Raw genomic sequence first — 20,768 nt, 5'->3', positions numbered from 1 at the left:
CGGACGGCTGGATCACTTCGAGAAGCGGAGCGGGCTCACCGCTTGCTCGTCTTCGTGGTCAGGACCGAGCGGGATCCCCGACCGGTCTCGCAGCAGCAAGGTGGCGATGAGGCCGACGACGGTCATCCCGGCCAGGTAGACGGCCACGGACACCGACGTGCCGGTCGCGTCGACCAGCGCGGTGGCGATGGTCGGCGCGAACGCACCACCGAGGATCGCGCCCAGCGCGTACGAGATCGAGACCCCGGAGAACCGGATGGACGCGGGGAACAGCTCCGCGTAGAACGCCGCCTGCTGGCCGTAGGTGAACCCGAGCCCGACGCTGAGGATGATCAGGCCCAGCGCCAGCAACACGATGTTCCCGGTGTCCACCAAGGGAAAGAGCACCGCGACGCCGGCGAGCTGGGCGATCCAGCCGACCACGTACGTACGCCGCCTGCCGATCCGGTCGGACACCGCGCCCGCCGCCCACGTCGAGATCAGCCAGGTCGCCGCCGACGCGGTCACGGCCCACAGCACCGGGCCGCGGTCGAGCCCGATCGGGCCCTTCGGGTTGGTCGCGTAGTTCTGGATGTAGCCGCCGGTCGTCATGTAGCCGACGGCGTTGTTGCCCGCGAACACCAGCGCGGCCACCACGACGAGCACGGCGTGCTTGCGGAACAGCTGGATGATCGGGGTCCGGGTCTGCTCACGGCGTTCGGCGATCTCGCGGAAGACCGGGCTCTCCTCGACCCGGCGGCGCACGTAGTGACCGACCAGGATCAGCCCGACGCTGAGCAGGAACGGGATCCGCCAGCCCCAGTCGAGGAACGCCTGTCCCGGGACGAGCAGGCTGGTCAGCGCCAGCACGCCGGAGGCCAGCAGCAGGCCGAGCGGGACGCCGATCTGTGGTGAGGCTCCGAAGAGTCCCCGTCGCTTGGACGGCGCGTGCTCGACGGCCATCAGGACGGCTCCGCCCCATTCCCCGCCCGCCGAAACACCCTGCAGGACCCGCAGCAGGATCAGCAGTACCGGTGCGAGGACACCGATCTGGCCGAACGTCGGGAGCACGCCGATCAGCGTGGTCGCGGCGCCCATCAGGATCAGGGTGAGCACCAGGACCACCCGGCGGCCGTACTTGTCACCGAAGTGCCCGGCGAGGAACGCGCCGAGCGGGCGGAAGAGGAAGCTCACGCCCACCGTGGCGAACGAAACGAGAGTGCTGTTCGCGCCGAGGCCGGAGAAGAACAGCTTGCCGAAGACGAGACCGGCGGCGGACGCGTAAACGAAGAAGTCGTACCACTCGACCGTGGTACCGACGACGGTCGCGAAGGCGACCCGCCGCCGGTCGGAGGACGGTGGGGCGGTCCGACCGGTCGTGCGTTCATCCTGGGCTGGGTTCGACACGTGGACTCCTTTGTCGTCGGCCACCTTGCCACTGTGGCACGGAATCATATACGTTATTAGATACGAAGCAAGGGTCGAGGATTCAGGGGAACATGGGCACTTACGAGGCATCAGCGCCTTCCGGCCGCACGTCCGGTCCGTTGGACACCCGGCCGGGCAAGATCATCGCCGTCCATCTCAGCTACGCGTCACGCGCGGAGCAGCGCGGGCGGCGTCCGGCGAACCCGTCGTACTTCTTCAAGCCGTCGAGCTCGATCGGCACGTCCGGCGGCACGGTCGAACGCCCGGCGGGCACCGAACTGCTGGCCTTCGAAGGTGAGATCGCGCTGGTCATCGGCACCACCGCCCGGTGGGTCAAGCCCGACAAGGCGTGGGAGCACGTCGCCGCGGTCACCGCCGCGAACGACTTCGGCCTCTACGACCTGCGTGCGGCGGACAAGGGCTCCAACGTCCGGTCCAAGGGCGGTGACGGCTACACCCCGCTCGGCCCAGGCCTCATCGACGCGCGCGACATCGATCCGTCCTCGCTGCGCGTCCGCACCTGGGTGAACGGCGACCTGGTGCAGGAGGACACCACGGCCGGACTGCTGTTCCCGTTGCGGCAGTTCGTTTCCGATCTCTCCCAGCACTTCACCCTCGAACCGGGCGACGTCATCCTCACCGGCACCCCCGCCGGTTCGACGGTGGTCTCCCCCGGCGACGTCGTCGTGGTCGAAGTGGACGTTCCCGGCACCTCCGCCAGCAGCGGGCGGCTTCACACCACGGTCACCCAGGGGATCCGGTCCTTTTCGGACATCGGCAGCCTTCCCGAGGTCGACGACAAGCAGCGCGCCGAGGCTTGGGGCACGCCGGTCGAGGAACCTGCCGAAGAGGACGCTCCCGCGCTCAGCGAGGAACTACGCACCAAGCTCCTTCGTGCCCCCGTCGCGGGCTTGTCCGCCCAGCTGCGCAAACGCGGGCTGAACAACGTCGCGATCGACGGTGTGCGGCCCAATCTGCCCGGCTCGAAGGTCGTCGGCACGGCACGGACCCTGCGTTTCGTCCCGAACCGCGAGGACCTCTTCAAATCCCACGGTGGCGGTTACAACGCGCAGAAGCGCCTTTTCGACTCGGTCGGTGCCGACGAGGTGATCGTCATCGAAGCACGCGGTGACAAGGGTTCCGGAACGCTCGGCGACATCCTGGCGCTGCGGGCGCGGTACCTCGGCGCCGCCGGGGTGATCACCGACGGCGGGGTCCGCGACTTCGACGCCGTCGCCGCCACCGGGCTCCCGGTGTTCTCGCAGGGCCCGCATCCGGCGGTCCTCGGCCGCAAGCACGTGCCGTGGGACACCGACGTCGCGGTCGCCTGCGGCGGGGCCACCGTGCTGCCCGGCGACATCATCGTCGGCGATGACGACGGCGTGGTCGTCATCCCGCCGTCGCTGGCCGAAGAGATCGCCGACGCGGCGCTCGTCCAGGAAGACGAAGACTCCTGGATCGCCGAGCAGGTCGGACAGGGCCGCCCGATCGAGGGGCTCTTCCCGCTGAACCCGTTGTGGCGGGAAAGGTATGAGGCATGGCAGAAGAAGCAGTGAAGACGGCCAGCAAGTCCGAACTCGCCTACGAATGGCTGCGTGAGCGGATCGCCCGGCACGAGTACGGACCCGGCTACCGGCTGGTGCTCGCCGAGATCGCCGGCGCGCTCGACATGAGCGTGGTCCCGGTGCGCGAGGCGATCCGGCGGCTGGAGGCCGAACGGCTCGTGACCTTCGAACGCAACGTCGGCGCGCGCGTGGCGATGGTGGACCAGAACGAGTACGTCCACGCGATGCAGACCCTCGGCGTGGTGGAAGGGGTCGCCACCGCGCTGTCCGCGCCGGGACTGACCGAAGCGGACATCGCGAAGGCGCGCAGGGTGAACGAGCGCATGATCGCGCTCCTGGACCACTTCGACGCGCACGAGTTCACCGCGCTGAACCAGCAGTTCCACTCGCTGCTCTTCGAATGCTGCCCCAACCCGCAGATCCTCGATCTCGTGCACCAGGGCTGGACCAGGCTGTCCGGGCTGCGCGATTCCACGTTCGCGTTCGTCCCCGACCGCGCGCACCGGTCGGTCGAGGAACACGAAGAGATCCTCCGGCTGATCTCCGAGAAGGCCGATCCGCTCGACATCGAATTCGCCGCGCGCAATCACCGCTGGGCCACCATGCAGGCCTTTTTGGACGCTCGAGAGCGCGCTAAGCGTTGACTGAGGAGGAATCTTGACCAGCACGACTCCCCGGCCGATCCCGGACGGTGTCCCGGAGCGGATCCGGCACTACATCGGCGGCGAACTCGTCGATTCGGCCGACGGCGCCGTCTTCGACGTGCTCGACCCGGTGACCAACGACGTCTACGTCCAGGCCGCCGCGGGCAAGAAGGCCGATATCGACCGCGCCGTCGCCGCCGCGCGGAAAGCGTTCACCGAAGGACCGTGGCCGAAGCTGCTGCCGCGTGAGCGATCCCGCGTGCTGAACCGCATCGCCGATCTCGTCGAGTCGCGGGACAAGCGGCTGGCCGCCCTGGAAAGTTTCGACTCGGGCCTGCCGATCTCGCAGGCGCTCGGCCAGGCGCGCCGGGCGGCGGAGAACTTCCGGTTCTTCGCCGACCTGATCGTCGCGCAGGCCGACGACACCTACAAGGTGCCCGGCCGCCAGGTGAACTACGTCAACCGCAAGCCGATCGGCGTCGCCGGGCTGATCACGCCGTGGAACACGCCGTTCATGCTGGAGTCGTGGAAACTCGCGCCCGCGCTGGCGACCGGCAACACCGTCGTGCTCAAGCCCGCGGAGTTCACCCCGCTTTCCGCGTCGCTGTGGGCGGAGATCTTCGAGGAGGCCGGGCTGCCGGCGGGCGTGTTCAACCTCGTCAACGGCTTCGGCGAGGACGCCGGTGACGCGCTGGTGAAGCACCCGGACGTCCCGCTGATCTCGTTCACCGGCGAGAGCGGCACCGGCAGCCTGATCTTCGGCAACGCCGCGCCGTTCCTCAAAGGACTGTCGATGGAGCTGGGCGGCAAGTCGCCCGCGATCGTCTTCGCCGACGCCGATCTGGAGACCGCGATCGACGCGACGATCTTCGGCGTGTTCTCGCTCAACGGCGAACGCTGCACCGCGGGCAGCCGGATCCTGGTCGAGCGCGCGATCTACGACGAGTTCGTCGAGCGCTACGCCGCACAGGCCAAGCGGGTCAAGGTGGGCGACCCGAGCGACCCCGCGACCGAGGTCGGCGCGCTGGTGCACCCCGAGCACTACGACAAGGTCATGAAGTACATCGAGATCGGCAAGACCGAAGGCAGGCTGGTCGCCGGCGGCGGCCGTCCGGACGGCTTCCCGACCGGGAACTACGTGGCGCCCACGGTGTTCGCCGACGTCAAACCGGACGCCCGGATCTTCCAGGAGGAGATCTTCGGCCCGGTCGTCGCGATCACGCCGTTCGACAGTGAGGAAGAGGCGCTCGAGCTCGCGAACAACACGAAGTACGGGCTCGCGGCCTACGTCTGGACCAACGACCTCAAGCGGGCGCACAACTTCGCGCAGTCCGTCGAGGCGGGCATGGTGTGGCTCAACTCGAACAACGTCCGCGATCTGCGCACGCCCTTCGGTGGGGTGAAGGCGTCCGGACTGGGGCACGAGGGCGGCTACCGCTCGATCGACTTCTACACCGACCAGCAGGCGGTGCACATCAATCTCGGCGAGGTGCACAACCCCGCCTTCGGCAAGGGCTGACCTCGGTCCCCCGTCCACAAAGGATGCTGTCATGAACAAGATCCCCACCCCGTCCTCGCCGCCACCGGACGTCCTGCGCTGCGCGTACATGGAACTCGTCGTCACCGATCTGGCGCGTTCGCGCGCGTTCTACGCCGACGTCCTCGGACTGACGGTGACCGAAGAGGACGAAACGACGGTCAGCCTCCGCACGATCGACGAGTTCATCCACCACAACCTCGTGCTGCGCCAAGGACCGGTCGCCGCGGTCGCCGCTTTCTCGTACCGGGTGCGGTCGCCGGAAGACCTGGACAAGGCGGTCGCGTTCTACACGGAGCTGGGCTGCCGGGTCGAGCGCAACGAGAACGGGTTCACCAACGGCATCGGCGACTCGGTGCGGGTGCAGGACCCCCTCGGCTTCCCGCTCGAGTTCTTCCACGACGTCCAGCACGTCGACAGACTCAGCTGGCGCTACGACCTGCACGTCCCGGGCGCGCTGGTCCGGCTCGACCACTTCAACCAGGTCACCCCGGACGTCCCGCTCGCGGTCAAGCATATGGAAGACCTCAACTTCCGTGTCACCGAAGACATCCAGGACGACCAGGGCGTCACGTACGCGGCCTGGATGCGGCGCAAGCCGACCGTGCACGACACCGCGATGACCGGCGGCGACGGGCCGCGGATGCACCACGTCGCGTTCGCCACGCACGAGAAGCACAACATCCTGTCCATTTGCGACAAACTCGGCTCGCTGCGGATGTCGGACCACATCGAGCGCGGACCCGGCAGGCACGGCGTCTCGAACGCGTTCTACCTGTACCTGCGCGACCCGGACGGGCACCGCGTCGAGATCTACACGCAGGACTACTACACCGGCGACCCCGACAACCCGGTGGTCACCTGGGACGTGCACGACAACCAGCGCCGCGACTGGTGGGGCACGCCGGTGGTCCCGTCGTGGTACACCGACGCCTCCCTCGTGCTCGACCTCGACGGCAAACCGCAGCCGGTGGCCGCGAGGACCGAGGACAGCGAGTTGGAGGTCACCATCGGCGCCGACGGCTTCTCCTACACCCGCAAGGGTGACGACGAAGGCGAACTGCCGGCCTGGAAACAGGGCGAGTACAAACTCGGCAACCAGCTCTGAGGCGGGGACGATGCTCGAACAGGAAACGATCACCGCGATCGCCGACGAGCTGGCGGCCGCGGAGGAAGCCCGGGAGACGATCCCGCTGCTGACGGCGCGCTATCCGGACATGACCGTCGAGGACTCGTACGCCGTGCAGAACGAATGGCGGCGGCGGGGTATCGCGGCGGGTCGTCGTCCGGTCGGCCGCAAGATCGGGCTCACCTCGAAGGTCATGCAGGCCGCCACCGGGATCACCGAACCCGACTACGGCGCCATCTTCGCGGACATGGTGTTCGAGAACGGTTCCGTGATCGAGCACAGCCGGTTCTCGAACGTGCGCATCGAGGTCGAGCTGGCCTTCGTGCTCCGTGATTCCCTCGCCGGCCCGGACACCACGGTGTTCGACGTGCTGCGGGCGACCGAATACGTCGTGCCCGCGCTGGAGATCCTGTCGTCGCGGATCGAGATGGCGGGGCGGACCATCGTGGACACGATCAGCGACAACGCGGCCATGGGCGGGATGGTCTACGGCGGCAACCCGGTCGCCGTGGACGCCATCGACCTGCGCTGGGTTTCGGCACTGTTGTACCGCAACGAAACCATCGAGGAATCCGGCGTCGCCGCCGCGGTGCTGAACCATCCCGCGAACGGTGTCGCCTGGCTGGCGAACAAACTCGCTCAGCACGGCGACAAGCTCGACCCGGGCGACATCGTGCTGGCAGGCTCGTTCACGCGGCCGATGTGGGTGCACCCCGGCGACACCGTGACCGCCGACTACCGGAACCTGGGGGCGATCACATGCCGCTTCGTCTAGACCCGCCGTTCCGGGCACAGTTAGCCGAGCGGCCGCGGATCGGCATGTGGGTCACGTCGGGAAGCCCGGTCGTCGCCGAGATCTGCGCGGGATCCGGGCTCGACTGGCTGCTCGTCGACACCGAGCACTCCCCTGCCGGGCTCGAGACCGTGCAGTCGTTGTTGCAGACGATCGCCGCGTATCCGATCACCCCGATGGTGCGCGCTCCGTCCGGCGATGCGGTCGCCCTCAAGCAGCTGCTCGACCTGGGCGCGCAGAACCTGCTGGTGCCCATGGTCGACAGCGCGGAGGAGGCCGAGGCCGTCGTGCGGGCCGTCCGCTATCCGCCGCGAGGCGTACGCGGTGTCGGCAGTGCTCTCTCCCGGTCCGCGCGCTGGAACCGGGTCGAGGACTACCTCGCGAAGGCAGAGGAGTTCACGTCGCTGTTCGTCCAGATCGAGTCGACGGCGGGGGTCGCGGCCGCCGCCGAGATCGCCGCTGTCGACGGCGTCGACGGGGTGTTCGTCGGACCGTCCGATCTGGCCGCCTCGATGGGCCTGCTCGGAAAACAGACGCACCCCGATGTCACCGCGGCCGTCCTGAGCACCTTCGAGGCCGTCCGCGCCCAGGGAAAACCGGTCGGCGTCAACGCTTTCGACCCGGCACAGGCTCAGCGCTACCTCGACGCCGGCGCTTCGTTCGTACTGGTCGGCGCCGATGTCACGCTGCTCGCTCAAGGTTCGGAGGCGCTTGCGCGGCGGCATCAGGCCTGAGGTTTCGGAACACCCTTCGCGAGTCGGGCATGAACGCCGCGGCCCTGCGCGGGACCGCCGAACTCCTCGCCGAGAACAGCCGGTGGGAGTACGACGATCTCCCGTACCGGGGTGGCGAGGTCGATTGCTGCATCAACGCGGCGTTCGTCCGTGCACTCGACCCTGAACTCGCTCAAGGGCCTCCTCGCCTTCGAGTCCGCGACCGGCGGCACGCCGGCTTCGCGGGCCGCGCGGCGCTCGGGTGAGGAGTATCTGCTGGAGCGAGGCTTGTTCCGGCGGCTGTCGACCGGCTCGGTCATCGCGCCGTGGATCACGGTCTTCGCTTACCCGTTCCGCTGGTTCTACGACGTGCTGAACGCGGCCGACTACTTCCGCGAGGCTTCGCTGCACGACGGCACGGCTCCGGACCGTCGGATGGCCGAAGCCGTCGAACGCATCCGTGCCGCGCGGCAGCCGGACGGGACCTGGCTGCAAGCCCACCGGCATGCCGGGCGGGTGTGGTTCGTGGTCGACGTCGCGGCGGGCGAGCCTTCGAAGTGGCTGACGCTCTATGGCACCCGGGTGCTGAACTGGTGGGATTCCGCTGCTTAGGTCGCAGTTGGCGATTCGGTCGCCAGCCGAGGGGTTCTTCGGTATCTACCGGATTTGGCTGCGGTCGGCCGCGAGGGCGTCAGTACCGAGTCGGTCGTGAGGGCGATTCGGGTTATTTGAGCCGAAAGTCAAACGTGTCGTGGCGCGGGGTCAGTGTCGCTCCTGCGTACGCGTTCTCCTGGTGGTGAAGGCCTCCTTGCCTACTCTGACGGTAGTGAAGGTGGCTTTCGCTACCGTCGGATGTGATTCCTGGTGACAGTGGGGCGGCTGTGACCTCGGCGGCCGGTCGTGAAGTAAGGCGTGACTCGCGTGCTTGGGGACGTGACTCGCGTGTCTGGATGCCGCACTCGAGAGTGCGGAGTCTGAACACGCGAGTTCCGTCTACGAACACGCGAGATCCGGGTCTGAGCACGCGAGTGCGGTGTCACGTCACCCCAGCCCACCGTCTCGCCCAAGACACGACACGTTTGCCTTACCCCTCAAGAGAAGACGAATCGCCACTCATGACCCTTGTGTTGTCCGTTGGGCATGCCGAGGGGCCCGTCGCCGATGTGGCTGGCGGGCTCCTCGGTGGTCAGACGTGATGCAGGGTGTTGCGCCGGGGTTTTCGCAGCGGGTCCCGGTATTGGGGTGGGATGAACTCCGGTAATCCATCGGCCGCCATCCGTACTTCCCAGTCACCGTGATGAATCAACCTATGGTGGAAACCGCACAGCAGCACGAGATTCCGCAGATCCGTGGGCCCACCGTCCACCCAGTGATGAATGTGATGGGCGTGGCAGTTCTTCGGCTTCCGATGACACCCGGGGAACGCACAACCCCCGTCCCGGATGTTCAACGCGCGTCTCTGGCCCGGGGTGACGAACCGTCGCAGGCGACCCACGTCCAGCGGTTCACCCGCCGCGCTCATCACGACCGGCAACATCAGGCAGTCGCAGGCGGCGAGCCGTGCTTCCCGGGCGGTCATCGTCCCGACGAAGTCGAGGCACGCTGTCCCGAGACCCGATTTCAGTTCCTCAAGCCCGATAGTGACATGCAGGAGGGTGCGGTAGCCGTTGGTGCCGGGCTGGTCCGGGCAGGCGATCGCCAGGTCGAGGATGTCGACCCACGCGTCGCCCATACGTTCGCATTTCATCCGCAGATCGGCTTGCCCGAATTCGTCGACGGGGCGTGGCCGGGCGTAGGCCTCGAGGACGGCGGCGGTGCGGGCACCGGTCTCGTCATCGAGCAGGCCGGTCAGCTTCCAGAAGCCGTCCTTGCGGCGTTCCAGGGTGATCTCGCGGCGCGGCTCTTTGGGCTCGGGATCCTTGGGCTCCTTGCCGTCCGGGTCGAGCCAGCCCAGCAGGTTCGCTTCGGCGTCGGCGAGCTGACGGGGACCGGCATTCGGAGCCAGGTTCGCCAGGATCTTCTCAGCACTCTCTCGATCCTCAGTAGAGGTGTCGGCGGGGAGTCTCTTCAAGATCTCCAGGATCTGATCGATCCGCTCATCCCCGACCAACCCCTCCGCAGCTACCGCAGCGGTCGCAGGAGCGACAGGCGGAAGCTCCGTGCCGTCCAATGCCCGCGTCGGATTCAGGGCAAGGGCCCGCTTCACCACCACACTCGCCTCACCGGCCGACAACCCCGCTATATCGGCGAACCAAGCAGCCGTCCGCCCGTAGCCGTACAAGTCTTTCGCGCCCCGAGCCTCGATCTCCGCCAGAAACTGCCCCAACCCGGCGGTCGCCATCCGAATCACCTGCAAGGACTGCTGCACACCCTGGGCAAGCTCCAGCTTGCCAGCGCGCCACAACTCCTGCGGCAACTCGGGGAGGAAGGTCTCGGACACACCCCCATAATACCGCAAACCTGCCGAACATGTGTTCGCACTTTTAAGCGACATTCAAAGCGTGCATTTACCACTAAAGGGTGCTTTAAATCAGTTCGCGGCGACCTCCGCGGTCACCCTTACGTTCCGCGAAAGTCGTAGCACAGCCACAACACCAAACCCAGCGCCGGTCGCCGCCACGTGTTCGAATCAGTCCGCCGCGACCGGCTCGATCACCCCACGTTTCCCGGAAGCCGAAGCGCCGCCACAAGACCCCCAACCGCAACAAGGCCAACGGTCCCGAACACAACGCCAAAACCCAACGCCGGCCTTGCTTCGAGTCCCGCCAGGATCGCGCCGGTCACCGCCACCCCGGCCACCGCGCCCACCTGCCTGACCGTGTTGAACAGGCCGGAGGCGCCTCCGGCCGCATCCGGATCGACGGACGCCATCGCGATCGCGGACAACGGCGACCACGCCATCGCGTTGGCGGCGCCCAGCAGCGCGGCCCCCACCGAGATCCACCAAGGATTCAGACTCAGAACCACGACCAGCCCGATGAGCAGCAGGCTCACCGCGAGCAGGCCCATGCCGAGGATCGCCGGCCGGCGCCCGCCCACCCGGTCGACCCAGCGACCCGCCGGTGGCGACAGCAGGATCGCGACGACGGCGTCCGGCGCGAGGACCATCGCGGCCTCGACCGGCCCGAAGCCACGCATTTCTTGGATGTAGAGCATGATGGGAAGTGCCATCGCGAGGACTGTTGCGCCGAGCGACGCCATCGCGAGGCTCGCGAACAAGTATCCGGATGAGCAATAGAGGCGTAGGGGCGCGAGCGCGTCCGCGCCTTGCCCGCGTTCTCGGAACCAGAAACCGACCAGCAAAACGACGGCGAGAGCGGCCGCGGGCAACGAAAGCGGGCTCCAGGACAGCAACGCCCAGACGAGGAGGCTCAAACCCGCCGTACTCGACGCGGCGCCGAGCAGGTCGAAGCGGGTGGCGCCGCCCCGGCTTCCCGGTATCAGGCGAACGCCCATGGCGACGGCGATGACACAGAGCGGCACGTTGACCCAAAAGATCCAGCGCCAATCCAGGCTCGCCGTCAGCAGTCCACCCAAGATGGGGCCGAGCAACGTCGCGGCGGCCGCGACCGACCCCCAGATACCGAACGCACGACCTCGCTCGTCGTCCGCGAACAGCCGCCGGATCAACGTCAGCGGTTGCGGGGACATCGCGGCCGCCGCCAGGCCTTGCAGGATCCGGAACACGATGAGCCAGCCGATCGACGGCGCGAGCCCGCACAGCGCGGAGGCGACCCCGAAGCCTCCCATCCCGAAAAGGTAGACCCGCTTGGGGTCGAGGAGGTCGCCGAGCCGCCCGGCGACCAGCAGCGGGACCGAGAAGGCGAGCAGGTAGCCCGCCGTCACCCAGAACAGCGCGGCGACGTCGCCGCCGAGATCGGCTTGAATGCTCGGGCTCGCCACCGCGACAATGGTCGTGTCGAGCAGGAGCACGAAGAAGCCCGCGAGCAGAGCGGCGAGCCCACCCCATTTCGACGGACCCATAGCGCACACCTTAACGACGATCGCGGTTTAGGGTTTTGCCATGACCGCACTTCCGCGCGGCGGAGCACCCGCCGAGGCCTTGGCCGCCGTCGAAGCGAGCATCGAGGACCGGTGGCGGTCGTTCCTCGCGGAATACGGCGTCGCAGCCGGATCGGAAGAGGAGACCGGCCTCGCCGAATCGGTCGTCGCCGACACTTCCGTTTTCGAGTGGCGGGTGGTCGACGCCGCTTACGACAGGTTGACCTGCGCCGGCTGCGGCAGCCGCCTCGGCTCGGGTCCCGTCGGCTGCGAGAAATGCGACCAGGCCGACGGATTCCGCTTCGCGGCCATCGAAACCGACCGCCCCGCGACTCCGCCGGGCACCGAGCACGGGCTCCGCGTCGCCACCGCGGTCGCCCGTGCCCGGCATCGATACGGAGCTCGCGCCCGTTGCGGTTTCGAACTCGGGCTTCCGTCCCTCCTCGGCGGAGAGCTGCCCGGCACGGCTCGAGCGCAGGCGTACCGGGCAGCGATCAACAAGCTCACCGAAGAGGAATGCGAATGGGTGACCTCCTTCGAGGAGGTCACCCGGATCAGTAGTCGTCGCGTCCGGTGAACTGCTGTTCCAGCAGCTCCGCCGAACCCGCGACGAGTTCGAGCGGGTCGGTGAATTCGTTGATGTCGAGATTCACCAACGGCAGGGAATGCCGCAGCACCAGGTGCTCTCCCATGACCACCAGCCCGCCGACGACGATGGTGTTGCCGATCTCGGTCAGCACGGTCGCCAGGTCGACCTCGTCGACCCGGGCGAAAGGCGTCGCGATCTGCACCCAGTCCTCGCGACGGTCGAAGATCTCCCGCGCGATGACGACGGTCTGGGCCCGCTCCTCGTAATCGTCGTCGCCGTAGGACAACCGGATGCGAATTTCGTCCGGTTCATCCTTTACCACCCGATATTCGTGCCGTACGAACGCGACCAGATCGGCCCATTCCGCCATGAATTCCTTCTCCCTCGCAGTCGAAAATCAAGACTATCGACTGCCGCAACTCGTGAGTGGTAAGGACGGTTCCAACCGTCCTTACCACTCACGAGGCCCGAGGGTCAGCCGCCGGTCGGCAGCCCCGCCCGCGCTTCCTGCTGCGTCAACGGCCGAAGCGACAGCGTGTACTCGTAAGTGCTGTCCGGCTGGACCTGGCTGCGCTCCCGCACCGGGTTGGGCGTGTCCCCGACGCCGGTCACCGCGTGGCTCGCGTGCAGCGTGAACCAGCCTTTGTTGCGCCGCAGCTGGAACGGGTACGCCGCCCGATCGAGATCGTCGAACGGCGTCACGCTGACGTCGCTCGCGCCTCCGACCAGCAGGCCACCGGTCCGGCCGTCGGTGAGCAGCGCCCACCGGCTGTCGGTGTGGTTGCCATGATCCTGCGGCCGGTGGTACTCGACGTACTGCTCGTCCACCGTGCTCGACTGCACGCCGATCGGCGTCCCGTCCTTGCGGTCGACGTAACTCTCGGCTTTCCTTCCGTACCAGGCGAACCGGTCATATCGGTCCGGCACCGCCAGGGACACACCGATCCGCGGCAGATACGGCAGAGTGCGCACGCTCCCCTGCGGAATCACCCGATTGCCGAGGCTCAGCGTCCCGGTCCGGTCGACGGCGTAGGTCATCGTCTGGTCGAACCACGCCCCGGCGACGTCCGGCGCCGCGACCCTGCTGTCGACGATCACCCGGACGCCGCGCGAGCCGTCCTTCTCGACCCGGACACCCGTGACCGTGGTCTTCAACCGGTCCAGCCCGGCCTTGCGCCAGTCCTCGCCCTCGGCCCGGCCCCAGGCGAAGGTCTCATTGCTGATGGGTGCCCGCCACGCGTCGAGCTTCGGCCCGCCGCTCAGCAGTTCCTTGCCCTGGTGCCGGATCGACGTCAGCGTGCCGGTCGCCTTGTCCACCCGGTACGTGACGCCGGCCGCCGACGCGGTGACCGAACCCGCGTCCTCGACGACGCCCACGGACTTCCCGTCGAGCGGCGTCCGGTCCAGGCCCGGAACCCGTTTCCCGCCCAGGGAGAACTGGTCGTGCGCCAGGACATGTCCCCGCGCGAGCATCGGCTCGCCCTGGGTCGTCACCGCCTCGACGGTGAGGAACCGTTCACGGTCCGCGGGATTCGGCGGCACCGGGACGGCGACGGTTCCGGTCGACGCGGCGCCGACCCGCAACGGCTGCTCGCCGCGCGCGACGACCCGTGAGCCTTCCTGGATCCGCCACCGCAGGTTCAGCTCGTCGGTGCCCTTGAATTGCCGCTCATTGGTCACCGAAACCGTGCCGCCGGCGTAGGCGAACCGGAGTGGCTGGTGCGCCCACGCCATCTGAGCGGTTTCCGGCTGTACCGAACGGTCCGAGCCGATCAGACCGTCCACACCGGACAGACTGGAGCCGTACGACAGGTGGCTCCCCTGATCCTTGACACTGTCGAAATCCAGTGCCAGAAGGGCCCCGCCCGCCGGAGTGGCGCCGGACAGCTCCTCTGCGGACAACGGCTTGTCGTAGATGCGGACGTCGTCGACGGCGCCGCGGCCCATCCAGCCGATGCTCGACGGGTCGTTCCACGACGTCTCGAAGTCGCGGCCGACGTTGACCTCCGCCGAAGACGAGTCGATCGCGCCGGTGAACGGTTTGCTGCCGACCTCCTTGCCGTCGAGGTAGAGCCGCAGGGCCGTGCCGTCGTAGGTGCCGCTCACCCGGTGCCAGTTTCCGTAGAAGTCGGTGGGCACCTTCGCCTGCACCGCCTGCCACGTTCCACTGTGGATGAAGAACTCCAGCGTGTCCTGCGTCTTCATTTTGAGCGCGTACTGGTGGTCGCCCTTGCCGAGGATGCGGAAGTCGCCGGTCCATTTGCCCGGCTTCACCCAGGCGTCAAGAGTGAGCGCCTTTCCAGTGATGTCGAGTTTCCGGTCGCGGTAGACCTCGACGAAATCGTCCAGTCCGGACAACGCCAGCGCCTTGCCGCGATGCCCTTCGACAAGATCCGGCTTTCCGCTGATATGCGCGGAGATGTCGTTGCCCGACGTATCGGGCGTGATCCGGATCGGCTGCCGGATGTTCTGCTCCGCCCAGTCCCAGATGAACCCGCCCTGGGTCTGCGGATTCGCCCGGATCGTGTCCCAGAATTCCCGGAAGTTGCCGAGGCTGTTGCCCATCGCGTGGGCGTACTCGCCGAAGATCAGCGGCTTCGTGGTGTTCTTCGCCTGCTCCGCGAACTTCTCCGGCGACGGATACCGCGGCCCCCAGACGTCGGCGAACGGCGCGTCGCCGTCCGGGCTGTTCGACTGGTGGTAGATCGGCCGGGTCGGCTCGTTCGCGTCCAGCCATTCCGCCAGCGCGAAGTGATGCGCGCCGAGACCGGCCTCGTTACCGGTGTCCCACAGGAAGACGCTCGGATGGTTCTTGTCCCGTTCGACCATGCCGATCATGCGGTCGAAGAACGCGTCCCGCCAGGCGGGATCGTTCGCCTGGCAATAGCGCGCGCAGTTCTCGTGGTTGTGGGTCTCGATATCGATCTCGTCGTCGATCCAGAGCCCGTGCCGGTCGGCCAGTTCGTAGAAATAGGGATCCGACGGGTAGTGCGAGGTGCGGACCGCGTTGACGTTGAGCTGCTTCATCAGCGCGACATCGCGTTCCTGCGCGCGCCGGGGCACGTGCCTGCCGTGGTCGGGATCTGTCTCGGCGCGGTTGACGCCCTTGAACAGCACCCGTTTCCCGTTGACCAGTAGCTGTTTGTCGCGGATCTCGATCTCGCGGAATCCGACCGTCTCACTGGTGATGTGCGTGACGCGGCCATCGGGCGCGGTCAGCGTGAGGACGACCGTGTACAGGTTCGGTGTCTCGTCCGTCCACTTGGCCGGGTTCCGGACGGGCAGGCTCAACGCGGTCTTGCCGCCCGCGTCGACCTCCCCGCTCGTGCTACCGACCTCCTTGCCCGCCGCGTCGCGCAGGCTCAGCCCGGCACGGTGCTTGCCCGTGGTCCCGCCGGGTTTGGTGGCGACCTCGACCGCGGCCTTGAGGGTGGCGTCCGTGTAGGTCGCGTCCAGGTCGGTCGTCAGCCCGACGTCCTGGATGAAGGTCTTCGGCGCCGAATGCAGGGTCACCGAGCGGAAGATGCCCGAGTACCGCCACTGGTCGACGTCCTCGAGGTACGCACCGGCGCTCCAGCGGTGCACCTGCACGGCGATCCGGTTCGGGCCCGGCCGCAGCGCGGAGGAGATGTCGAACTCCGCCGGCGTGTAACCGCCCTGGTCGTAGCCGACGTACTTTCCGTTCACCCAGACGAAGTAGGCCGACGTGACGCCGTCGAAGCGCAGGAAGGTCTCGCGTTCCGACCACTGGGCGGGCAGGGTGAAGTCACGGACGTAGGCGCCGGTCGGGTTGACGTCCCGTGGCACGCGCGGCGGGTCGTCGGGCTGGATCTCGGTGGCGATGTTGCGGAAGATCGGGTGGTCCAGACCGTCCGTCTGCCAGGTGTGCGGCACCGATACCTCGCGCCAGCTCGACGCGTCGTAGCCGTCGTCGTGGAACCCCTTCGGTACCTGAGAGGGGTTGTCCGCCATGGCGATCCGCCACTTGCCGTCGAGCGACTGTGTGTACGGACCGCGTTCGTCGCGGCGAGCCGCCGCACCGACGTCCGCGTAGGGACGCAGGAATGCGTGCGGAGGCTCCTGTCCTTCGGAGACTTTTCGTGGATCGTCGAGATAGGACTGGACGTCGGCGGCCGCCGGAGACCCGGTCGCGACGAGGGTCCCGGCGAGCATCGCCAGGACCAGAACCATGGGGCGTGTTCGCAGCACTGCGTTCGACCTCCCAGAGAGTTCAGCTGAGCCGGAAGCTGACCCGTTGACGATCCCGCACCGCGGTACCGGGACGGAAGACCAAGATCCTTCCCTTGTCGTGGGCCAAATAGGTGGCAGGATCACCCGAGAGGCGGAACGACACCGCCAGCCGGTCGGAAAGACCCGGCACCTGGGTGAAACTCGCCGCCCGGCCGTAGGCGTCGCTTTCGTCGTACGGATCGATCCGCACGGTCGTGGCGTCCACGACCCGGACGTACCGGTCCGGGAAGTTCACCGACTGCAGCGCGACGGTGCCCGCCCCACGGAAACCCGCGACGATCCGGAACTGCGAGTCGGCCAGCTCACGGACATCGCCATCGGCGGTCAGCCGGTACTCGAAGTGCCGCACGAACAACGCGGGATCGTCCAATGGGGACAGTCGCACGCACGGGCCGCCTTTGCCGACCGGGACACCGAAACTCGGCGTCCCGTCGGCGTTCCAGTACAGCCGCTGCACCCGGGTGTGCCGGTTCGGGTCGTACAGCGGGTCGCCGGTGATGTCGCGGTAGTCGCGGGCGTGGTAGACCAGCACATCGGAGCCGTCTTCCGCGACCGTGAACGAGTTGTGTCCGGGCCCGTACTGCCGGGTGGCCTCGTTCGTGGTGAATACGGGCTGCGGTGACTTCGTCCACGAACGCGGGTCGAGCAGATCCGACCGTTCGTCCGCCGTGAGCAACCCCATGCAGTACCGGGCGTCGGTGGCGCTCGCGGAGTAGGTCATGAACACCCGCCCGTTGCGGACGAGCACCGCCGGCCCCTCGTTGACCTTGAACCCCTGGATCTCCCACGGCAGCGTCGGCACCGCGAGCCGGACCGGCTCACCCTTGAGCGCGAGCGGTGACGCCATCTCGGCGAGGTACAGGTTGCTGTTGGTCGCGATCCCGGGTTCGCTCTGCGCCCAGGCGAAGTACCGCTTGCCGCGATGCTCGAACGTCGTCGAATCGAGGGTGAAGGTGTCCCATTTGGTCACCATCTGCCCGCGCAGCACCCACGTACCCGTGCGCGGATCGTCCGAAGTGGACTCCAGCACGTAGGTCCGGATACGGAACACGTCGTCCGAGTCGCCCGCGGCGAAGTAGACGTACCAGCGCCCGTCGATCCGGTGCAGTTCCGGCGCCCAGATATGGCCGCCCATCTTCCCGGACGACGGACGTCGCCAGATCGTCGTCTCCCTGGCGGTGGCCAGGCCGTCGATCGTGGCGGCGCCGCGTACGACGATGCGGTCGTATTCGGGCACCGACCCGGTCAGGTAGTACATCCCGTCCACCGGCCGGGTGATGAACGGATCGGCTCGCTGCTCGACCAGCGGATTGCGGGTGGTCAACGAGGTGGGAGCGGCTTCGGCGGCCTGAGCCGTACCCGGTGCCAGGCTGCCGACGGCGGTGGCGGCCAGCAAGCCGCCGCCCGCTCTGAACAGGTCACGACGGTCGATGGTCATGGTCATCCCCTCACTCGGGCCGGGAAGCGCAGGAACGTCACGGAGTTCGGCGGGAAGGTGTAGGTGAAGGTGTTCGACACGCCGGAGAACCGCGATTCGCGGGGTGCGATCGGCGTGGCGAAAGCGGTGTTGACGTCGTCCGGTGCGCCTTGCAGCGTCGTCACGCGGGCGGTCGAGCCCGGCTGAACGCGGGTGCCGAGATCGACGCGGGTCCGGGCGGCCGAGGCCTGCGCGTTGACCACCTTGACCACCAGTTCGCCGGTCTTGAGGTCGCGGGTGACGACCTGGCGGAACGGTTCGGCGAGCTTGTCGTCGGTGAACGAGCCCCACTTCTGCCCGTCGAGGAACAACGTCACCTGACGGCCCCGGACCTCGACCCGCAGGTCGTACTGCCTGCCGGTCTCGATCTTGGTGTCGTTCTGGAGCAGGGTCTGCTTGCCGCCGGCTTCGGTCTTCTCGACGGCCGAGACGGTGTTGTTCCAGCCGCCGAGGTTCCACCAGTAGTTGTTGCCGGTGTCCTTCACACCGAACGCGACCAGGAAGCCTTCCTTGCCGCCCGTCTTGGTCGCCTTCACCGAGAAGTCGTAGTTGCTCCACGACGGATCACCCGCGGTCACGAGGGTGTTCTCGGCGGCCTGGTCCGACTGCACGTAGGCGCCGTTCGACACCGCCCACGAACCGCGTCCGGCCACCTTCGACCAGCGCGAGTCGTCGCCGGAGAAGTCGTCCGAGAACAACTGCGCGCCGTCGGCCGACGTGACCTTGACGTCGTCGTAGGCCGCGCTCGTGGCCCAGGTGGACAGTCCGATCGCGCCCGAGATCGGCGCGACAGTCGACGGCGTGGCGGAGGCCCGGCTCGGAACCACGTGGTCACCGACGTTCGTCATGAACAGCTTCTGCGTCTCGTAGCTGGCCGAACCCCACGAGCGCTGGTTGTCGAACCAGATCATGTCCGGTTTCCACTGCACGTAGTCGGTGTTCGCCAGCAGCGGCGCGTACGACGCGAGCTTGACGACGTCGGCGTTCCGCTCCAGCCCGGTCATGTACGTGGCCTCGGCCAGCGCGTTGCCGAACTTGTTGTCCAGCGACGCGTACTCGCCGAGGAACACCTTCGGGCCGTTGCGGTCGTAGGTGTCGTAACGCTGGTTGTTCTGGAGGAACCACTGTGGACTGTTGTAGTAATGCTCGTCGACCATGGCGACCTTCGCGTTCCGGTTCAGGTCCCACAGCCGGTCGAACGTCGTGCCGGTGTCGTCCGGTCCCGAGTTGCTGATCACCGTGATCCCCGGGTACTTCGCCGCGATCGCCTTGCGGAACTCGGTGAAGCGGGCGAAGAACTCGTCGGGCAGGTTCTCTTCGTTGCCCACGCCGACATGCGTCAGGTTGAACGGCGCCGGATGTCCCATCTCGGCCCGCTTCTTGCCCCAGGTCGAGGTGATCGGGCCATTGGCGAACTCGATCAGGTCGAGGGTGTCCTGGATGTGCCGCCGCAGCAGCGCAGGGTCGTCGGTCGCCTTGTTCTGCCCGCAGCCGGTGACCAGCGCCGGCACCACCGGGAGCGGCATCGCGCCGACGTCCTCGGAGAACTGGAAGTACTCGTAGTAGCCGATACCGTAGGACTGGTTGTAGCCCCAGAAGTTCGCGTTCGTGGCCCGCTGCTCGACCGGCCCGATCGTGTCCTTCCACTGGTACGAGCGCTTCCGCTCCCAATTCGGCGCCTCGTAACCCTGGTGGCTGCCGGTGTTGACGAGGCAGCCGCCGGGGAACCGGACGAAACCCGGTTTCAGCGCGGCGACCTTCTCCGCGAGGTCCGCCCGCATGCCGTTGGGCCGGTTCTTGTAGGTGTCGCGCGGGAACAGCGACACCATGTCCAGCCGCAGGGTCCCGCCGCCGGACGCGGTCAGCGCGAGCCTGCCCAGCGCGCTCGACTCCCGCGCCCGGACGGTCCCCGTGTACTTCACCCAGCCGTCGCCGCGGACCTGCACCCGCAGCGGATCGGCGAGCGCCTTGCCCGCCGGATCGGTGACGGCCGCCGTCAGCGGGGTGCCCGCCGCCCGATCGGTCCGGGCGAACACCGAGAAGTCGTACTGCTTGCCCTTCTCGACCCGGATTCCTGAGTTGTAGCCTGAATTCGCGACGCCGTACTCGCCTTGAGCGAGGTCCAGCTTGAGATAGCGCCGGTTGCGTTCGTTGAGCCGCTGCCCGTCGTCGGCGACCGTCGCCGTTCCGGTTCCCCCATTGAGCGACGTGGGTGCCCACGACGTCAGCGGGGTGTACGACGCGTTGTCCGCCTTGTCGTACTCGAACGACCTGTTCTGCACGAGTTCCGCGTACAGTCCGCCGTCCGCCGCGCGGTTGATGTCCTCGAAGAAGACGCCGTACATCGAACGGTCGATCGTGGCACCGCGTCCCGCCGCGTCCACGGCGAGGCTGTAGTCGGTCGCCGGTGTCTGGCCCGAAGCGGTCTGAACGGGCACGAGGACACCGGCGGCGATGGTCAGGGACAGCACACTGATCCGGGTTGACCTGCTGCGCACAGCACTTCCTTTCGCGACATTGCGAGGAGTGGGTCAAGCGGGTCGTGAGTGGCGTTTCGGGTTAGAAGCCGATGTGCTGTTTCAGGACCTCACGGACAGATGTGTTTCAGGACTTGTCGGACAGTTTGGTGTTGAGTGGTTGGTAGCGTACTGCTCGGTTGAG

At 67.5% G+C, this 20,768-nt stretch carries 14 protein-coding genes and 1 pseudogene; 8 read left to right on the top strand and 7 right to left on the bottom strand.

The window, feature by feature from the left end; translation table 11 throughout:
* Positions 1-12: 12 nt before the first annotated feature.
* Entirely contained in the window at positions 13-1,386 is a 1,374-nt protein-coding gene (locus ACIRGA_RS34585; RefSeq protein ID WP_400949439.1) for an MFS transporter, read from the bottom strand.
* Between the two features lie 92 nt (positions 1,387-1,478).
* Here ACIRGA_RS34585 and ACIRGA_RS34580 point away from each other — a divergent pair, with 92 nt between their 5' ends.
* The 7 genes and pseudogenes from ACIRGA_RS34580 to ACIRGA_RS34550 all read left to right on the top strand — a co-directional run.
* Positions 1,479-2,963 (top strand): fumarylacetoacetate hydrolase family protein, encoded by a 1,485-nt coding sequence (locus tag ACIRGA_RS34580; protein WP_400949436.1) that lies wholly within the window; start codon positions 1,479-1,481, stop codon positions 2,961-2,963.
* On the top strand, positions 2,945-3,616 hold the full coding sequence (locus ACIRGA_RS34575) for a GntR family transcriptional regulator (protein ID WP_400949434.1): 672 nt from the start codon (positions 2,945-2,947) through the stop codon (positions 3,614-3,616). Before ACIRGA_RS34580 ends, ACIRGA_RS34575 begins: the two co-directional genes overlap by 19 nt.
* 13 nt (positions 3,617-3,629) lie before the next feature.
* The gene (gene hpaE, locus ACIRGA_RS34570; RefSeq protein WP_400563546.1) at positions 3,630-5,135 is read left to right on the top strand and encodes a 5-carboxymethyl-2-hydroxymuconate semialdehyde dehydrogenase; all 1,506 of its coding nucleotides are present in this window, start codon (positions 3,630-3,632) and stop codon (positions 5,133-5,135) included.
* 31 nt (positions 5,136-5,166) lie between these two features.
* Complete coding sequence (hpaD, locus tag ACIRGA_RS34565; protein ID WP_400949430.1) at positions 5,167-6,261, top strand: 3,4-dihydroxyphenylacetate 2,3-dioxygenase; 1,095 nt, start codon at positions 5,167-5,169, stop codon at positions 6,259-6,261.
* Positions 6,262-6,271: 10 nt separating this feature from the next.
* Positions 6,272-7,057 carry a 2-oxo-hept-4-ene-1,7-dioate hydratase gene (gene hpaH, locus ACIRGA_RS34560; protein ID WP_400949427.1) on the top strand — a complete coding sequence of 262 codons (786 nt, stop codon included), beginning with the start codon at positions 6,272-6,274 and terminating at the stop codon, positions 7,055-7,057.
* On the top strand, positions 7,042-7,809 hold the full coding sequence (locus ACIRGA_RS34555; protein WP_400949424.1) for an HpcH/HpaI aldolase/citrate lyase family protein: 768 nt from the start codon (positions 7,042-7,044) through the stop codon (positions 7,807-7,809). The genes hpaH and ACIRGA_RS34555 overlap by 16 nt, the downstream gene beginning before the upstream one ends.
* 8 nt (positions 7,810-7,817) lie before the next feature.
* A pseudogene (locus ACIRGA_RS34550) lies at positions 7,818-8,400 on the top strand (squalene cyclase); the annotation flags it as partial.
* Positions 8,401-8,974: 574 nt separating this feature from the next.
* Here the strand turns inward: ACIRGA_RS34550 and ACIRGA_RS34545 are convergent.
* On the bottom strand, positions 8,975-10,228 hold the full coding sequence (locus tag ACIRGA_RS34545) for a DUF222 domain-containing protein (protein WP_400949421.1): 1,254 nt from the start codon (positions 10,226-10,228) through the stop codon (positions 8,975-8,977).
* Positions 10,229-10,440: 212 nt separating this feature from the next.
* Entirely contained in the window at positions 10,441-11,772 is a 1,332-nt protein-coding gene (locus ACIRGA_RS34540) for an MFS transporter (protein ID WP_400949418.1), read from the bottom strand.
* A gap of 40 nt (positions 11,773-11,812) precedes the next feature.
* Here ACIRGA_RS34540 and ACIRGA_RS34535 point away from each other — a divergent pair, with 40 nt between their 5' ends.
* A complete protein-coding gene (locus tag ACIRGA_RS34535) occupies positions 11,813-12,367 on the top strand; it encodes a hypothetical protein (RefSeq protein ID WP_400949414.1) in 555 nt (184 codons plus the stop codon).
* Here ACIRGA_RS34535 and ACIRGA_RS34530 read toward each other — a convergent pair.
* From ACIRGA_RS34530 to ACIRGA_RS34515, 4 genes are all read right to left on the bottom strand, one after another.
* Positions 12,345-12,749 carry a hypothetical protein gene (locus tag ACIRGA_RS34530; RefSeq protein ID WP_037338675.1) on the bottom strand — a complete coding sequence of 135 codons (405 nt, stop codon included), beginning with the start codon at positions 12,747-12,749 and terminating at the stop codon, positions 12,345-12,347. The two genes, ACIRGA_RS34535 and ACIRGA_RS34530, sit on opposite strands and share 23 nt — an antisense overlap.
* 104 nt (positions 12,750-12,853) lie before the next feature.
* Complete coding sequence (locus tag ACIRGA_RS34525) at positions 12,854-16,570, bottom strand: glycoside hydrolase family 2 TIM barrel-domain containing protein (protein ID WP_400949410.1); 3,717 nt, start codon at positions 16,568-16,570, stop codon at positions 12,854-12,856.
* 40 nt (positions 16,571-16,610) lie between these two features.
* Positions 16,611-18,068, bottom strand: a complete 1,458-nt coding sequence (locus ACIRGA_RS34520; RefSeq protein ID WP_400949407.1) for a family 43 glycosylhydrolase — start codon at positions 18,066-18,068, stop codon at positions 16,611-16,613.
* Positions 18,069-18,070: 2 nt separating this feature from the next.
* Positions 18,071-20,605, bottom strand: a complete 2,535-nt coding sequence (locus ACIRGA_RS34515) for an alpha-L-arabinofuranosidase C-terminal domain-containing protein (RefSeq protein ID WP_400949405.1) — start codon at positions 20,603-20,605, stop codon at positions 18,071-18,073.
* Between the last annotated feature and the right edge of the window lie 163 nt (positions 20,606-20,768).

Source organism: Amycolatopsis sp. NPDC102389 (assembly GCF_044765885.1).
Taxonomy (GTDB): domain Bacteria; phylum Actinomycetota; class Actinomycetes; order Mycobacteriales; family Pseudonocardiaceae; genus Amycolatopsis.
Note: the sequence above shows the minus strand (reverse complement) of the source record. Positions and strands in the feature narration are given on the sequence as shown.

Excerpts from the sequence above, each read along its gene's own strand:
- hpaH (WP_400949427.1), top strand. The coding sequence starts at position 6,272 with ATGCTCGAACAGGAAACGATCACCGCGATCGCCGACGAGCTGGCGGCC.
- ACIRGA_RS34580 (WP_400949436.1), top strand. The coding sequence starts at position 1,479 with ATGGGCACTTACGAGGCATCAGCGCCTTCCGGCCGCACGTCCGGTCCG.
- ACIRGA_RS34530 (WP_037338675.1), bottom strand. The coding sequence starts at position 12,749 with ATGGCGGAATGGGCCGATCTGGTCGCGTTCGTACGGCACGAATATCGG.
- ACIRGA_RS34540 (WP_400949418.1), bottom strand. The coding sequence starts at position 11,772 with ATGGGTCCGTCGAAATGGGGTGGGCTCGCCGCTCTGCTCGCGGGCTTC.
- ACIRGA_RS34555 (WP_400949424.1), top strand. The coding sequence starts at position 7,042 with ATGCCGCTTCGTCTAGACCCGCCGTTCCGGGCACAGTTAGCCGAGCGG.
- hpaD (WP_400949430.1), top strand. The coding sequence starts at position 5,167 with ATGAACAAGATCCCCACCCCGTCCTCGCCGCCACCGGACGTCCTGCGC.
- ACIRGA_RS34520 (WP_400949407.1), bottom strand. The coding sequence starts at position 18,068 with ATGACCATCGACCGTCGTGACCTGTTCAGAGCGGGCGGCGGCTTGCTG.
- ACIRGA_RS34575 (WP_400949434.1), top strand. The coding sequence starts at position 2,945 with ATGGCAGAAGAAGCAGTGAAGACGGCCAGCAAGTCCGAACTCGCCTAC.
- ACIRGA_RS34535 (WP_400949414.1), top strand. The coding sequence starts at position 11,813 with ATGACCGCACTTCCGCGCGGCGGAGCACCCGCCGAGGCCTTGGCCGCC.
- ACIRGA_RS34525 (WP_400949410.1), bottom strand. The coding sequence starts at position 16,570 with ATGGTTCTGGTCCTGGCGATGCTCGCCGGGACCCTCGTCGCGACCGGG.